The organism is Microbulbifer variabilis (assembly GCF_023716485.1).
In the GTDB taxonomy this organism is placed as follows: domain Bacteria; phylum Pseudomonadota; class Gammaproteobacteria; order Pseudomonadales; family Cellvibrionaceae; genus Microbulbifer; species Microbulbifer variabilis_B.
Genome location: NZ_CP092418.1, coordinates 3,873,348 through 3,887,979 on the forward strand (window position 1 = coordinate 3,873,348; position 14,632 = coordinate 3,887,979).

13 protein-coding genes, 1 tRNA gene and 2 pseudogenes are annotated in these 14,632 nt (G+C 47.0%); 5 read left to right on the plus strand and 11 right to left on the minus strand.

The window, feature by feature from the left end; genetic code table 11:
* The first annotated feature begins 434 nt into the window (after positions 1 to 434).
* Together MJO52_RS17200 and MJO52_RS17205 are read left to right on the plus strand one after the other, a co-directional pair.
* On the plus strand, positions 435 to 1,790 hold the full coding sequence (locus MJO52_RS17200; protein WP_252083189.1) for a hypothetical protein: 1,356 nt from the start codon (positions 435 to 437) through the stop codon (positions 1,788 to 1,790).
* 133 nt (positions 1,791 to 1,923) lie between these two features.
* Positions 1,924 to 2,772, plus strand: a pseudogene (locus MJO52_RS17205) (IS3 family transposase).
* Between the two features lie 169 nt (positions 2,773 to 2,941).
* Here the strand turns inward: MJO52_RS17205 and MJO52_RS17210 are convergent.
* The gene (locus MJO52_RS17210) at positions 2,942 to 3,325 is read right to left on the minus strand and encodes a lysozyme inhibitor LprI family protein (protein WP_252083190.1); all 384 of its coding nucleotides are present in this window, start codon (positions 3,323 to 3,325) and stop codon (positions 2,942 to 2,944) included.
* A 639-nt stretch (positions 3,326 to 3,964) separates the two neighbouring features.
* On the opposite strand from MJO52_RS17210, the gene MJO52_RS21335 reads away from it, so the two are divergent.
* Together MJO52_RS21335 and MJO52_RS17215 are read left to right on the plus strand one after the other, a co-directional pair.
* Positions 3,965 to 4,090, plus strand: a complete 126-nt coding sequence (locus MJO52_RS21335) for a hypothetical protein (protein ID WP_286036980.1) — start codon at positions 3,965 to 3,967, stop codon at positions 4,088 to 4,090.
* Positions 4,087 to 4,410, plus strand: a pseudogene (locus tag MJO52_RS17215) (transposase); the annotation flags it as partial. The gene MJO52_RS21335 and the pseudogene MJO52_RS17215, both read left to right, overlap by 4 nt.
* Before the next feature lie 282 nt (positions 4,411 to 4,692).
* Here MJO52_RS17215 and MJO52_RS17220 read toward each other — a convergent pair.
* The 8 genes from MJO52_RS17220 to rlmE form a co-directional block, all read right to left on the minus strand.
* Positions 4,693 to 5,199 carry a tyrosine-type recombinase/integrase gene (locus tag MJO52_RS17220; RefSeq protein WP_252083191.1) on the minus strand — a complete coding sequence of 169 codons (507 nt, stop codon included), beginning with the start codon at positions 5,197 to 5,199 and terminating at the stop codon, positions 4,693 to 4,695.
* Positions 5,200 to 5,366: 167 nt separating this feature from the next.
* A tRNA-Leu gene (locus MJO52_RS17225) sits at positions 5,367 to 5,452 on the minus strand.
* A gap of 8 nt (positions 5,453 to 5,460) precedes the next feature.
* Positions 5,461 to 5,901, minus strand: coding sequence for a preprotein translocase subunit SecG (gene secG / locus MJO52_RS17230; protein ID WP_252083192.1), 441 nt, complete (start codon positions 5,899 to 5,901; stop codon positions 5,461 to 5,463).
* Positions 5,902 to 5,969: 68 nt separating this feature from the next.
* A complete protein-coding gene (gene tpiA / locus MJO52_RS17235) occupies positions 5,970 to 6,704 on the minus strand; it encodes a triose-phosphate isomerase (RefSeq protein WP_252083193.1) in 735 nt (244 codons plus the stop codon).
* A gap of 126 nt (positions 6,705 to 6,830) precedes the next feature.
* On the minus strand, positions 6,831 to 8,183 hold the full coding sequence (glmM, locus tag MJO52_RS17240; protein ID WP_252083194.1) for a phosphoglucosamine mutase: 1,353 nt from the start codon (positions 8,181 to 8,183) through the stop codon (positions 6,831 to 6,833).
* A gap of 93 nt (positions 8,184 to 8,276) precedes the next feature.
* Positions 8,277 to 9,155, minus strand: a complete 879-nt coding sequence (folP, locus tag MJO52_RS17245) for a dihydropteroate synthase (protein WP_353505442.1) — start codon at positions 9,153 to 9,155, stop codon at positions 8,277 to 8,279.
* 64 nt (positions 9,156 to 9,219) lie between these two features.
* The gene (gene ftsH, locus MJO52_RS17250; RefSeq protein ID WP_252083195.1) at positions 9,220 to 11,148 is read right to left on the minus strand and encodes an ATP-dependent zinc metalloprotease FtsH; all 1,929 of its coding nucleotides are present in this window, start codon (positions 11,146 to 11,148) and stop codon (positions 9,220 to 9,222) included.
* A 175-nt stretch (positions 11,149 to 11,323) separates the two neighbouring features.
* On the minus strand, positions 11,324 to 11,947 hold the full coding sequence (gene rlmE / locus MJO52_RS17255; protein WP_252083196.1) for a 23S rRNA (uridine(2552)-2'-O)-methyltransferase RlmE: 624 nt from the start codon (positions 11,945 to 11,947) through the stop codon (positions 11,324 to 11,326).
* A gap of 143 nt (positions 11,948 to 12,090) precedes the next feature.
* Here rlmE and yhbY point away from each other — a divergent pair, with 143 nt between their 5' ends.
* The gene (yhbY, locus tag MJO52_RS17260) at positions 12,091 to 12,393 is read left to right on the plus strand and encodes a ribosome assembly RNA-binding protein YhbY (protein ID WP_252083197.1); all 303 of its coding nucleotides are present in this window, start codon (positions 12,091 to 12,093) and stop codon (positions 12,391 to 12,393) included.
* Positions 12,394 to 12,437: 44 nt separating this feature from the next.
* Here yhbY and MJO52_RS17265 read toward each other — a convergent pair whose 3' ends face one another.
* Positions 12,438 to 12,818, minus strand: coding sequence for a hypothetical protein (locus tag MJO52_RS17265; protein ID WP_252083198.1), 381 nt, complete (start codon positions 12,816 to 12,818; stop codon positions 12,438 to 12,440).
* A gap of 1 nt (position 12,819) precedes the next feature.
* Positions 12,820 to 14,451 carry a S41 family peptidase gene (locus MJO52_RS17270; RefSeq protein ID WP_252083199.1) on the minus strand — a complete coding sequence of 544 codons (1,632 nt, stop codon included), beginning with the start codon at positions 14,449 to 14,451 and terminating at the stop codon, positions 12,820 to 12,822.
* Between the last annotated feature and the right edge of the window lie 181 nt (positions 14,452 to 14,632).

Consider the following 14,632-nt stretch of genomic DNA (forward strand, 5'->3'; position numbering starts at 1 on the left):
ACACTCAATAAATCTAAGAAAATATTCCTATACAGTTAACTCAAATAATCAATAAAGCGCCTAAAACTATAAAACAATCCGTAGAATAAATTGCCAATTTTTTTCAGGCCTTCACTCTAGGCATATATAGAATCACCAAAAAGGTAACATACGCCAAACCCATACTTTTTTCTCATAATTTCAACACTTATTTCCCATGGCGGAGAATCTGACATCTATTGATACTTTTATGAGAAGATTTACTTAGAAAGGGAACCAACTCCAAAAGACTAACCCCATCACTAAATAGAACACTCTCGTATAAACGGGACTCCCTCTAAATCCACGAAGGAGATCATTTAAATCTTATTTTCCACTTAAAGAATCAAAAAAATAATTAGACCTCAATATAGACCTGCCATTTATTTCAGACTCATGCAGTAAAGGAGTCACACATGAAGCCATATTGCAACTTATTTAAAGGGATAATTACATTTATAAGCATTGCAGCCTTTGCCGCAGGGAATCATGAACCTCAAAATCACTTACAAACAGACTTCAGCTCCAGCAGCGATCAAACTGAAAGAAATAACGATAATTTCAGGAGGAGCATTCAAAATGGCAATAAAAATATTGTGGACACCCAGCAAATTAACGAAACACTTGGAGGTAGCATACAATTCATTCAATTAGGAGACTTAAATCAGGCAAATATTTCTCAGCCAGGAACCATAACCTCATCCATTATTAATCGCCAACTTGGCAGTAAAAATATTTTATCTGTCACCCAGACTAACAGCATTAACAGCAACATCTTCATTAATCAACAGGGCAACCAAAACTATTCAAACACAAACCAAATTTCTGGAGACAAAAATAGAGTCATCAATACTCAGATAGGAGGTTCAAATTATTTCATTGCCAAACAAGAAGGGAGCATATCCAGTACTATAAAAGTACATCAAGAAGGCAATGTTCAGCATACCGCTGTAGAGGAAAGCAAATCTAGCTTTTTCAATACTATCTCCATTACTCAACTGAACCAAAAAAATTCTACATTTATTAATTTAGTTACAACAAATAAAAGTAATGTCGATATATTTCAGCAGGGAGCCAAAAATCATGCAGGAATCTTACAAAGCTTATCTGCTAGGAATAGCTTACAAATTCGACAGATTGGAAACTCTAATGCGGTCTTAATCAGCCAGGCTAGCAGTTCTGACAACACTTCCAGTATATTTCAGAAAGGGGATAACAACCAGACTTCAATTACACAAAATGGTAGCAACAACACTATTGTCTTACGCCAGAGTGGAAACCACACATCTGATAACCCAAGCCAGAAATCCATTGAAAAAAGCAAAGACATACAACTAACCAATTCCAACAATCAAGTAATTGTCAATCCGCAAGGTACTGAGTTAAGCAGCATTAACTCCAATCAGTTTGGCTTAGCTAACCAACTCACCATTAACCAGAGCGGTCAAAACATTAACACTTCTAATGAACAACAAGGCAATAAAAATGTTACAGGCATTGATCAAGCTGGAGAGAACCTCACCATCCTTACTCGCCAGATTGGCAATGAAAATCAGTCAACCTTTCATCAAATGGGAAGTGACCTAAACATAATTGCCAAGCAGCTTGGCGATAGAAATAGCCTTTCAATTATTCAGAAAAGTAATTTTAGCGTTATTGAAAGTGTCCAGATTGGAAATGGGAACCGACAAAAAATAGTGCAAAGCAACTCTAGTAGCCGGGCCTCTTTGCATCAAGTAGGGCAAGGTAATACTAGTCGGGTATATCAATGATGGCCAGCTATTACTGATCACTTAAGCCTATATTTTGTATCAACTACTCCCTGTCTTGCTTAGTTTGTAGTGTTCTACTAAACCCGAACACCAATTTAGGAAGTAAAGTTGCCACCGCAGATAGAGGTGTTTAATAAGTAGACAGCATCGATCCTTTTGCCCCGAATTTAAACTAGATGCTGCCCACCTAGCAGTAGATCAAGGCTATTCAACCCCTAAATCAGCCCGGTCACTGGATGTTGACACAACGGCTATCCCACGAGCAACTAGAGACAGAGCGTGGTGGAGAGATACCTACAAGTAAAGCGCTTACCATTGAGCAATAAAATTAAGGAGCTTGAAGCCCGTATCAATCGTCTGGAAAGGGAGAAAGGAATACTAAAAAAGACTACCGCTCTCTTGACGTCCGACGAGATAAATCATACGCGTTTATAGACCGATTGAGTGAGCAGGAGTCCGTGGAACTGGTCTGTAAAGCTTTTGAAACACCTCGATCATGCTACCACGAATATAGGAAAAAGAAGAGCTCCGCTGATGTACCCAGAATGCACCTTCGCTTCAAGGTCATTGAACTCTTCGAGCGCTGCCGTAGCTCTGCAGGAAGCCGTACAATCATAGGTTTACTTTATGCGCAGGGAGTACCAATAGGGCGCTTTAAAGTCCGAAGACTCATGAGAGAAGCGGGTTTGGTGTGTAAGTAACCTGATCATCATAAGTATAAGAGAGCAATCGTAGAGCACTTAAGTATACCAAATAAATTTGACCACCAGTTTAATATAGATAAACCCAACCAAATGTATGGATACCGTCTCTTGATTACACATCCATCACAGGAGTAAGGCGAGACATCAGAGATTACCTGATGACTTACTACAATTGGGAGCGTCCCCACCAATACAATAACGGAATACCGCCCGTGAAAGCAGAAGAGAAGTTAACCTACTGTCCGAAAATAATTGACCACTACCGAGGCGGCCCTTGAGAAATTTAAGTAAGCCTAGCTACTCAATGATGCATGATAAAGTGCTTTCTTACTGCTGCTCCGCGGGATATATCTGACAACTCGCTTTGGATTGGCTGTAGTGGCCAGTCCAATTTATGTGAAGCCTCACGATTCCTTTTGTGCAAGGGTCCACGAACTATTCGTAAAGCTAGTGTGAAATCAATTTGCGCAATTGCTTTATTCGACGATCAGTTTCGCCTGCTCTACATAATTGATAAAGCATTGGCCAGATTGATCCTCCAGCTGCTTCTTCATTTGTTTGTGTAAGACAACTAGAATCACGTTTATTAAGCCATAAACGCTGTTCAGTACGTAGCTTTTTTTGCTTCTGTAGGGTTAGAGAATTTATAGTTTTTTCATAGACTGCATTTAACTGATTATTACTAGATAGGAATTGCTGATATGCACATTGATTCAGCTCAAGTTGAGTACGCTCCCTTCCACACTGCTCTTCCCACTTACTCCAGTTATACTCTATCGCAAACAAGGGGAGAGATATAACGATGGATATTAGTAGTAATATTGTCTTCATAGATACTCCTTAGAACAAAGCTTGATCTAGTACACTATAAGCGGACACACTCCAGTGTATTTTTTTGTGACTCGTACTGTACCAGGCTGATATAACCCAAAGTGTTTTCACCGTTTTTATTGTAGTAGCCTTCAATTTATTCAAACACTGCTTGACGGGCATTTTCTCTATTCAGTAGTGAATCATGGCAGATGGCTTCTATCTTCAGAGAGCGGAAAAAGCTCTCAACATAGGCATTATTCCAACAATCCCATTTCCGGCTCATGCTTTGGGGTATCTTGTGTTTAGCAAGAATTTTTCGGAATTTAGCAAGCGGTACAAAAACTTCATACTTTATAAAATACTTCGGTTCATATACTCCTTTGGTCTATCCAAAAATCCTGAGCCCAGTAACGTTCTCTTATGCGCCAATTCCAATTCTTACAGCCCCACTCCACATACTCTGAAAATCGCATGGCTACTGGGCTTGAAGTTTTGTTGCCCTAAGGTAATATTTCGCCGGTGTGCTAGTTTTTTTTAAGGTTATATGGGGCACTTTAAAGGGCTTATAAGGGTCTTTAAGTAACGATCACTACCAACAACCTAAAGAAAGAAAATTAAAAGCTTTGAAAGGGTATCCCTGGAAGGGAGGACTTTCCTATGAACGAAAAAGGTAATTCTAATGTACCATCAGGAGACATAGCCTTTGATGGCTGTAGTGGTCTACCAAATCCGGGCACCAATTTAGATGATAAAGTTATCTTCGAAAATAGAGGTGTTAAATGAATAAACAGCGTCGATCCTTTTCTCCTGAATTTAAATTAGACGCTGCCCGCTTGGTAGTAGAGCAGGGCTATTCAATTGCTGAAGCAGCCCGATCGCTGGATGTTGGCACAACGACTATCCGCCATTGGGTGAAGCAACTAGAGGCAGAGTGGAGAGACGCCTGCAAGTAAAGCGCTTACCACTGAGCAGCAGAAAATTCAGGAGCTTGAAGCCCGTATCAATCGCCTGGAAAGGGAGAAAGAGATACTAAAAAAGGCTACGGCTCTCTTGATGTCCGACGAGATGAATCGTCCGCGCTGATAGACCGATTGAGTGAGCAGGAGCTCTATGAGTAAGGGTCGCCCTGAGCTCCATTGCTTAGAGTATCGCTTCCTCGTAGTCACGATCCTCAAAGGCCGCTTCAAAACACGCCCCAATAGCAAGTATTTGAAGCACCCTAAGAAGCGAGTCTACTTCATTCGCTGCATTATCCTTTTTGACTAGATTAACAAGCTCGAAAAATGAATTTGGGGCTAAAGTGCTTGCTTTCTCCTCATTAGCAATTAAACCCTCACTTTGAAGAGAGGAGGAAATCTGACTCCTGAGAAGGGCAAGGAAATCTTTTAAGTTTTCTCCCGGTGCCCAAGTATTTCCTTCAAATCCTCAATATCGCGGACAATGGCTATTACATCTTGGGGCTGAAGATCAGCTATAGGCCTTTGGCCAATTCGAGGGAAGGTATTATCTCGTAGCCTAGTCCATACACGGTTGGCATGGCCCTCTGTCCAGGTTCCTTTCTGGTGGTTCCACCACTCTTCAGCAACAGCAGCAAAACTCCGGTCAATACTGACTCTGGCTTGGTACTTCTCAACTCGTTTCTGTGCTGAAGGGGCATGATCCTCTGCTAGCAGCTGTTTTGCTCCAGCTACTTTTTGCCTCGCCTGTTTGAGACATACAGAGGGGCAAACGCCCAAGGCCAACGTCTTTTGCTTTCCTTGGAATCGATATTTAAGCCGCCAATACTTGGAGCCAGTAGGTTTGATCAACAGGCGCAGTCCCTGTCCATCCCTAAGCCACTGATCCTTGTCGCTTGGTTTGGCCTGCTTGATTTGAGTATCTGTCAGAGCCATTGGTGGTGCTACCTGTTTCTAAATTGAACCGAGGTAGCACCAAATGTAGCACCAGATAGCACCGGATGACAATGAACTAGAGCGGAGGACTATGTAACCTCCAGATAGCAAAAAGCCCCGATTTACGGGGCTTTCTGGATGATTCCGAACTTCTTCGGATCTTGATGTGGTGCCCAGGGCGGGACTTGAACCCGCACGAGCATAGCTCACTACCCCCTCAAGATAGCGTGTCTACCAATTCCACCACCTGGGCAAAAATCTTTACTGTTGTTCCTCTGAATCAGTTTCCTGATTTACAGCTGGCTCTTGCGAATCGCTGCTTTCAGTCGGAGCCTGAGGAACATCACCGGCTTCCAGATCTGATTCAAGTTGCGGGATATCGCTTTCGATTTCTGGCAACTCGTTGGCCGGTCCAACTTGCTCAACTGCAGCGGGTATTTGCGGCAGATTTGCATCGACATCGGCATCTGCGTTTTGACGAGCCAAAAAGGCCAGCCCCAAACTGGTGACGAAGAATACAGTAGCAAGAATTGCTGTCAAGCGGGAAAAGAAATTTCCGCCACCCTGACTACCAAAAACTGTCTGAGATGCACCTGCACCAAAGGAGGCACCGGCCTCGGCACCTTTACCTTGCTGCAATAAAATCAGGCCGATAATACCCAATGCAACCAGAACGTGTATACCTAAAACAATTTCTTCCATTTTATGGAAACTCTCTACCGGGGTTGTGCTAACCCGTTTTTAGTATTCCCTAACCCGCTCGCTGAATATTATTCAGCAGCACGACAAATTGCGGCGAACTCTTTCGCATCAAGCGAAGCGCCACCCACAAGGGCGCCGTCAATATCAGCCTGCGCAAACAAGGCGCTGGCATTAGCGGATTTTACACTACCGCCATATAAAATCTGTATCTGCTCACCTACATTACCGAGCTCACCCCGAATAAATTGGTGAACGTCCTGCGCTTCTTCAGGCGTTGCAGTTTTACCTGTGCCTATTGCCCAAACAGGTTCATAAGCCACAACTGAATGCTTCCAGGTATCACTTTCGATGATGTCGCTAACAGCTTTAAGCTGGTTTGCGATCACCTCGAGGGTACGCTCCTGCTCGCGCTCTTGCAGGGTTTCCCCGACACAAAGGATCGGGATCAAACCAGCCTGCTGGGCAACCACAAACTTCTTGGCTACCAGCTCGCTTGTCTCCCCATAGAGACTGCGACGCTCGGAGTGCCCAATAATGACATAGCGAGCATTCCAGTCGAGCAGCATTTCAGCGGATATTTCACCGGTATATGCGCCACTGGATTCCTGACTGAGGTTTTGCGCACCAACACTAAAGCGCTCCCTATCTTCTGCTACCTGGGATACCAGGGGAATATAAGGAAATGGCGGGCAAACAACAACGTGAGCGGCAATAGCCTGCAAGTCGAAGTCAGAAAAAAAACGTTCGGCAAAAGCTTTATTGCCGTTCATTTTCCAGTTAGCTGCTACCAGCGGTATTCGCATGTGTGCTCCTTTAAGGGGCGCAAATCTTAGCGACATTGCCGCCAACATACAACCAAAAATATACGAGTTTACCTATCTCACTGATGGCGCCCTATAGAACGCCTCAGGAGCCCCCTAATGAAGGGCTCAGCCGCCCCCAACCCTTTGTACTACAGCGGAGATCTGCTGTGCCAGTTGCTCTACCTGAGTGCTATCACGGCCCTCCACCATTACCCGGATAAGGGGCTCAGTACCAGAGGGACGCAGCAGAACACGACCATTGTCAGCGAGTTGAAGCTCCGCATCACTGACCGCTGCCATAACTTCCGGATGGTCGAGTATACCATCGCGATGTCCAAGTCGCACATTAATCATGTGCTGGGGAAGCATCTGCATGCGCGCCTTGAGCTGGTGCAGAGGTAGGCCAAATTCAGAAAGGGCTCGAAGCACCTGAAGAGCAGCAACAATACCGTCTCCGGTTGTTGAAGCATCGGCGCAGATGATATGGCCAGAAGATTCACCACCCAGCATCCAGCCATTGGCCTTCATTTTTTCGAGCACATAGCGGTCGCCAACTTTAGCGCGCTCAAACGGGATACTGCGCTCCCGCAGGGCCAACTCAAAGCCGTAATTACTCATCAGGGTACCGACAATGCCCTTACAGCCCCCAAGATGCTCCTGCTGGTAAAGGCCGATAATAAAGAGCAGCTGATCCCCATCGACAAGATCACCATTGCGATCAACAAACAAAACCCTGTCGCCATCACCATCGAAAGCGATCCCGAGATCTGCACCTTGCTCCACTACTGCGCTCTGTAACTGCTTGGGTTTGGTAGAGCCACACTCCAGATTGATATTTAGTCCATCCGGGCTAGCACTTAAGGCAGTCACTTCTGCTCCCAGCTCTCGAAAGACCTTTGGTGCTATGTGATAAGTGGCCCCGTTTGCGCAATCAAGAACGATTTTGAGACCATCCAGAGAAAAGTTCCAAGGTGTGGATGCTTTGCTGAATTCGATATAACGCGAGGCCGCATCATCTACTCGATATGCCTTGCCTAGATTTTCCGCCGCCTCCATGGGAAGCTCGAGTGCCGCTTCGATCTCGCGCTCTACTTCGTCGGGCAATTTGTAGCCTTCGGCACAGAAGAACTTGATGCCGTTATCGTGAAAAGGGTTATGCGAGGCGCTGATTACGATTCCCGCTCGAGCGTGAAAAGTGCGAGTGAGGTAGGCAATAGCAGGGGTAGGCATGGGCCCCAATAGGCCCACATCAACTCCAGAGTAGATTAAACCCGCCTCCAGGGCAGCTTCAAACATATAGCCGGACACTCGCGTATCCTTGCCAATCAAAATATAGGGGCGACTGGACCTCTTACCCGCGGACATCTTACCCAGCACCTTACCAGTGGCGTACCCTAATCTCAGCATAAAGTCCGGGGTTATTGCCCCCTTCCCCACATGTCCACGAATTCCGTCAGTGCCAAAGTACTTTCTTTCCATTTCTGTTCTCTACTGCAGCTAACTACGCCGCATTTAATTTGTAAAAGTTATAAAAATGCCTCCACAATTTTAGGAGGCTAATGTTTGTAGGAATTAGGCTTTAAACCCCTCGACCACTTGCTGTAATCGCAAAACATCAACTGTCTCTGCAACATCGTGCACCCGTAAAATCTTTGCCCCTCGCTGGGCTGCCAGCATAGCAAGTGCAAGGCTACCTGGAAGCCGATCCTCCACCTCTCGCTGCAACAGGCGCCCGATCATCGACTTACGCGACAAGCCAGCCAGTATAGGGACATCCGCTGGCCCCAATTGCGACAAGGCACCTAATAAAGCCAGGTTATGAGCGTCGGTCTTGCCAAAGCCAAAGCCTGGGTCCAATAGGAGGCGCTCTCGGTTAATTCCCACAGCACAACAGGCCTCAATACGGTCCGCAAGGTAATGGGCGACTTCCGTTACTACATCTCTATAATTGGGGGAAGTTTGCATGCTATTCGGCTGTCCTTGCATATGCATAAGACATACAGGTAAATCTGTTTGCGCGGCAGCCGCAAGTGCACCTTCTCGCTCAAGCGCACGAACATCATTGATAAGCCCGGCTCCCACTTTAGCGGCTTCGCGCATCACTGTCGGTGTACTGGTATCTACCGAGACGACGACATCCAGCCTCGTACAAATCGCATCTACCACGGGGAGCACCCTGTCGAGCTCCTCCTGCTCAGAAATAGGAGCGGCTCCAGGCCGAGTGGACTCCCCACCCACATCAATAATTGCGGCCCCCTCGTCTAGCATTTGCTCGGCCCGACACAACACAAGAGACAGGTCTAGCATGCCAGCCTGATAGTAACTGCCGCCATCGGAAAAAGAATCTGGGGTGGTATTGAGAATCCCCATCACCACAGGTGAGGAGAGGTTTAGTGTGTGTTTTCCACAGGTGATTTTCATATACAGAGATAAAAAAACGGAATGTCTCATCGGGTTGGGCTGATGCCATCCCGACCTACATTCCGCTTATGCCATTTGAATGTTTCGCTGAGAATCAGTGCTCGTTTAACGGGCCACCAACTGGATTACTCTTGTCTGCCTCAGTAGAGGCCTCAGATGTATCCGTTTTATCTACTTCATCGGTTGAGCTGTTGCCGCCGGAACCAAAATTGTTATCTTCCCAGTCTTTAGGTGGACGCACTTTGCGACGAGCCATCAGGTCGTCCACTTGTTCTGCATCTAGGGTTTCATACTCCATCAGGGCATCTTTCATGGCTTCAAGGATATCTCGATTTTCCTCTAGCAACTGGCTGGCACGTTCATAGCAGCTATCAATGATACGGCGAACTTCTTCATCAATATCATTAGAGGTCTTGCCGGAAACCGGGTTACCCTGCCCCGGCTGGCCGCTTTCATCTTCTCCATAGTGCAAGGGACCAAGTTTCTCAGAGAGTCCCCATTTGGTCACCATACTACGTGCCAGGTCGGTAGCGCGCTCGATATCGTTGGACGCGCCGGTTGTCACACCATCTATACCCAGGGTCATCTCTTCGGCAATACGACCACCAAACAGTGAACACAACTGGGATTCAATCGCACGTTTGGAGAGGCTGTACTTATCCTCCTCAGGCAAGAACTGGGTAACACCCAGTGCACGGCCGCGAGGGATAATGGTGACTTTGTGTACTGGATCATGTTCTGGGACCAGGCGACCAATAATCGCATGACCCGCTTCATGATAAGCAGTATTCACTTTCTCTTTCTCATTCATCACCATGGACTTGCGCTCGGCACCCATCATGATTTTGTCACGGGCACGCTCAAACTCCTCCATGGTCACCGTACGCTTATTAGCGCGAGCAGCAAAAAGTGCAGCTTCATTCACCAAGTTGGCTAAATCGGCACCGGAGAAACCGGGTGTACCCCGCGCAATAGTCTGAGCATTGACCTTGTCATCCAGTGGTACCTTGCGCATATGCACAGTCAGAATCTGCTCGCGGCCGCGGATATCCGGTAGGCCGACAAATACCTGACGGTCGAATCGACCGGGGCGCAACAGAGCATGGTCGAGTACGTCCGGGCGGTTAGTGGCGGCGATCACGATCACCCCTTCATTGCCTTCAAAGCCATCCATCTCTACCAGTAGCTGGTTGAGTGTCTGTTCACGCTCGTCATGACCACCGCCAACACCGGCGCCACGGTGGCGGCCTACGGCGTCGATTTCATCAATAAAGATAATGCAGGGAGCTTGCTTCTTGGCCTGATCGAACATGTCACGGACGCGGGAAGCACCCACGCCGACAAACATTTCTACGAAGTCAGAACCGGAAATAGAGAAGAAGGGCACTTTTGCCTCACCGGCAATGGCCTTAGCCAGCAGGGTCTTACCGGTTCCGGGAGGACCACACATCAGTACACCACGGGGGATATTACCGCCCAGGCGCTGGAACTTGGTGGGGTCCCGTAGAAACTCTACCAGCTCCTGTACTTCTTCCTTTGCTTCATCCACACCCGCAACATCAGCGAAGGTGGTCTTGATCTGATCTTCGCCTAATAGGCGAGCTTTACTTTTACCAAAAGCCATAGGCCCGGAACGGCCACCAGCACCGCCCTGCATCTGGCGCATGAAGAACATAAAGACGGCAATAATAATTAGGATAGGGAAACTCGCTACCAAGAGTTGCTGCCAGATACTGGGAGATTCAGGTTCACGGCCAACGAACTGGGTATTACTGCGCACCAACTCATTAGTGAGTTCATCGTCAATAATCTGTGGCTGGATAGTCTTGAAGCGACTGCCGTCGGCTTTTTCGCCAGTTATCACCAGACCATCCACAACGACGCTTTTCACCTGTCCCGATTGCACATCCTGAACAAAGTCGGAATAACTGAGAGCCTCATCCCGTGTCTGCGGCTTAAAATTCTGAAATACCATCAGCAGCACCGCCGCGATGATCAACCACAGTACAAGGTTCTTTGCCATATCATTCAAAGGGATAGCCCTCTCGCTTTCGCACTCAAAATCCGTTCATTTTGCTGTGCCGATCCTATCTATACCCATCAAATCAGTATAGGTGTAGGAGACAACAGCCCTGCCGCCCAATAGGAATAATGCTTATACCATATCGAGCAGGCAGACTAGAAATACGCCTTCGCGCCTAATTGCCCTTAAAGCCCCTGGCCACCAAATAGACCTCGCGAGAGCGAGGCCTGGAGGCGCCAGGCTTACGAGTCACAACACTGTTGTAGCTCGCGCGCAAGTCGCGGATCAGCTCATCAAACCCCTCCCCCTGGAAGACTTTGGCAACAAAAGCACCCCCAGGTTTTAATACCTGCCGGGCCATATCTACTGCCAACTCTACCAAATACATGGAGGCGGGCTGATCAACATCGCGTATCCCACTCATATTGGGGGCCATATCGGAAATCACAAGGTCTGCCATCTCATCGCCAAGATGTTGCAGCAGCTCGTTGAGCACTGACTCCTCAGTAAAGTCACCTTGCACAAAGTCCACACCGGCCAGGGGGTCCATCGGCAATATATCAGACGCCAAAACCCGGCCTTTGTGCCCCACTAGCTCCATCGCCACCTGAGACCACCCTCCCGGTGCAGCGCCCAGGTCGACAACCGTCATGCCTGGCTTGAACAGGCGGTCCTTATCCTGTAACTCCTGCAGCTTGTAGCTGGCACGGGAGCGATAGCCCTCTTTCTGGGACTGTTTGACGTAATGGTCATTAAAATGTTCACGCAGCCAGCGGTGGCTGCTCTTAGATCGGCCCATCGGGTACAATGCCTACAATCACTACAGCTTATTAGTAAGAGCGGTCTTAAGCCGCGATCGGGTCAGCCAAACAACTGCTGACGAGGATCGAGGCTTTTGGTCACTCCCATATCGATATCCACAAAGTGGTAATGGAGTATTGTATGCCTTTAACCGCCGACCGCAAAAAAGCACTGCGCTCTCTCGGTCACAATCTCAAACCTGTCGTGACTGTAGCGGGCAATGGGCTCAGCGAGGGCGTGATGGAAGAACTGGAACGTGCACTGGAAGATCACGAGCTGATCAAGGTAAAGCTGATGATCGCTGACCGTGAAGTCCGACATCAGATTGTAGGGGAGCTCTGCCAGAAATCCTCTGCTGAACTGATCCAGGAGATTGGTAAAATCGCTTTAATCTATCGAGCTGCGAAGAAGCCGGATGTACGCAAGTCTAACTTGCTGCGCTGATGTTTTATCAAGAAGCGGCCTCTGCCGTTTCTTGATAATCTCCATCAAGTATCTTCATCAACAGCAAGCTCACAGGGTACAGACAGTTCCCACATCTCATCGCTAGAAAGTCGAGCAAGCCAACACTTCCGCCCATCCGTAAGTAACTGGAATTTGATGGGCTTCGCCATATCTCGACCAATTAATGCCATATGCTGCCGATTACGTTCAACAACCAGAAGACTTTTTTCTACAAACACTTCAGAGCCCAGAGTAACTTTAACCCCACCCAAGGCTTCTGAAACCAGCACTTGTATCTCCGCAGTAACTTCTGGGCTAACCTTTTTCAAAAGCGCCGGTTGGACATTCTGAATATTTGACTGAGAGGCGCATCCCAAGCATATAACGGCAAGACAGCAGTAACCTATCAGGGCTGCAATTTTCATTTTATCTCACCATTATCCGATTGCTACGAGAAGCTTCTTTTGGCACTTGAACATTTGATATTGGAATGCGTGAATTGATACCAGACTCAGAAAATGCACTAACGGCTATATCACCACACTCCCCTGTTTCAATATAGTTGAGGGCTGCCGCAAAACGAGCCTCATTGGCATCACCTAAAAGATGATAAAAGTCATCGCCGATATGACAACCCGGCAAATCAGCAGCTGTATTATCGGTACCATTAGGGACAAACCCATCTGAATAATCGCCAAAGCCTTTAGCATTCACACCAGAAAACTGAATTGTGAAATAAGTAGTACCACAATTATCCAACGGATAAAAACCATAGGGCTTGCCACAAGTCGTTTCACCAATCTGAATAACCTCTATATCTACTCCGCGCAAGCCATTAATAATAGCTTCACTGGCCGAGCAAGTATTCTCACTGGTCAAAACAAATACACGTGGAAGGTTCAATGTAGGCAAAGGGGCTCCTTTCAAACCCTCATCTATAAGCCCAAGCGCAGAGGTATGAAACGGGGTCGAGTCAATTGGTTTCCCTGTGATTGGGTTTGTCTCTGGATGCTTATTATTAAACTTGGTCCGCTCAAAGGGCTGGCCAATTGTTACTGTACCAGCAATCATATAGGCTAGCTCTGAGGCAATATCTAAATACCCACCGCCGTTATAGCGTAAATCCAACACTAAATCTTCAACAGAAGCAGTATCTAACTGGGTAACTGCATTAATTAATTCCGCCTCAGCTGTTGCAATATGATCATTGAAAAGTATATAGCCCACTCTGCGACCGGAGCCCGTCACCTCGGTCTTTACAAACTGAACTGGATCAGACTTCACTGCTGAGGCAACTAGAGTAACCTTTTCAATCGTGGAAGAGCCCACTTGCCTAAATTCAAAAGTGTGGGATTCACCTTCACTCTCAGGCCACAGGCCATTATTTAGCGTATCTATATCTTCACCATTGGCCAAGTCGACTCCATCCACACTAATCACCTCAGCACCCCGAGTAATAATACCTGGCAAACTTTCATTGCCTTCTTCATCTAGGTAGGCGACTACTGCCTTTCGTGGTGGCTCACTCGATAGAAGTGCCCACTGAAGTCCATAGCCAACATAGACTCCGGACTCGGTTTGCGATAGCCATTCGCTGGTCGGAATCGTGTAGTGAAAACGATCCTTATCTCGGCCGGAGGGCGTCTTCTTAAAAGTTTTCAGCTGATCAAAGTAAGCCAAAGAGTCATCAAAGCTTGCCGGATCCTTATCTGTAATTTCATCGTACCAAAGGTAGACTTCATTACTCATAGAACGAAGCCAGTTGTTTTCGTCGACGCGTGTTCCCAGCTGATCGATATATTCGTAGCCAGTTGCTGGGTCGGTACCAGTTCTTGGTGAGACGCATCTAGCTACAAAAGTCGAGGATGGCAAAAAGTTATTCTCTACCCAAGATGCTCCAGCCGGGGTAGGAAGCTCTACATTACCAGCAGTACCCATAGCACTCGTTCTTTCAGGCGTATCATCTCCGCTGCCGCCGCCACTACCACAAGCAATCAGAGCAAGCGTTCCAAACGCCATCATTCCTTGCAAGGCAAGTTTACGAAAACGGGTCCCCATCCCCCAGCTCCTTTAATATTTTTGTCTAATACTATTAAAGTAGGGGAGGTTATCACTATTAATGAAAGCCAGCGATAGTCAAAGTAATTTAAGAATAATTTCACTCTGAAAAAACAAATGGAGCTGAAACATCCAATACCAATCTGGTATCAGTGTCTCAGCCCCATTGGGTAATGGCCAC

Excerpts from the sequence above, each read along its gene's own strand:
- MJO52_RS17265 (WP_252083198.1), bottom strand. The coding sequence starts at position 12,818 with ATGAAAATTGCAGCCCTGATAGGTTACTGCTGTCTTGCCGTTATATGC.
- folP (WP_353505442.1), bottom strand. The coding sequence starts at position 9,155 with ATGAGACATTCCGTTTTTTTATCTCTGTATATGAAAATCACCTGTGGA.
- ftsH (WP_252083195.1), bottom strand. The coding sequence starts at position 11,148 with ATGGCAAAGAACCTTGTACTGTGGTTGATCATCGCGGCGGTGCTGCTG.
- MJO52_RS17210 (WP_252083190.1), bottom strand. The coding sequence starts at position 3,325 with ATGAAGACAATATTACTACTAATATCCATCGTTATATCTCTCCCCTTG.
- tpiA (WP_252083193.1), bottom strand. The coding sequence starts at position 6,704 with ATGCGAATACCGCTGGTAGCAGCTAACTGGAAAATGAACGGCAATAAA.
- MJO52_RS21335 (WP_286036980.1), top strand. The coding sequence starts at position 3,965 with ATGAACGAAAAAGGTAATTCTAATGTACCATCAGGAGACATAGCCTTT.
- MJO52_RS17200 (WP_252083189.1), top strand. The coding sequence starts at position 435 with ATGAAGCCATATTGCAACTTATTTAAAGGGATAATTACATTTATAAGC.
- MJO52_RS17220 (WP_252083191.1), bottom strand. The coding sequence starts at position 5,199 with ATGGCTCTGACAGATACTCAAATCAAGCAGGCCAAACCAAGCGACAAG.
- MJO52_RS17270 (WP_252083199.1), bottom strand. The coding sequence starts at position 14,451 with ATGGGGACCCGTTTTCGTAAACTTGCCTTGCAAGGAATGATGGCGTTT.
- rlmE (WP_252083196.1), bottom strand. The coding sequence starts at position 11,947 with ATGGGCCGATCTAAGAGCAGCCACCGCTGGCTGCGTGAACATTTTAAT.
- secG (WP_252083192.1), bottom strand. The coding sequence starts at position 5,901 with ATGGAAGAAATTGTTTTAGGTATACACGTTCTGGTTGCATTGGGTATT.
- yhbY (WP_252083197.1), top strand. The coding sequence starts at position 12,091 with ATGCCTTTAACCGCCGACCGCAAAAAAGCACTGCGCTCTCTCGGTCAC.
- glmM (WP_252083194.1), bottom strand. The coding sequence starts at position 8,183 with ATGGAAAGAAAGTACTTTGGCACTGACGGAATTCGTGGACATGTGGGG.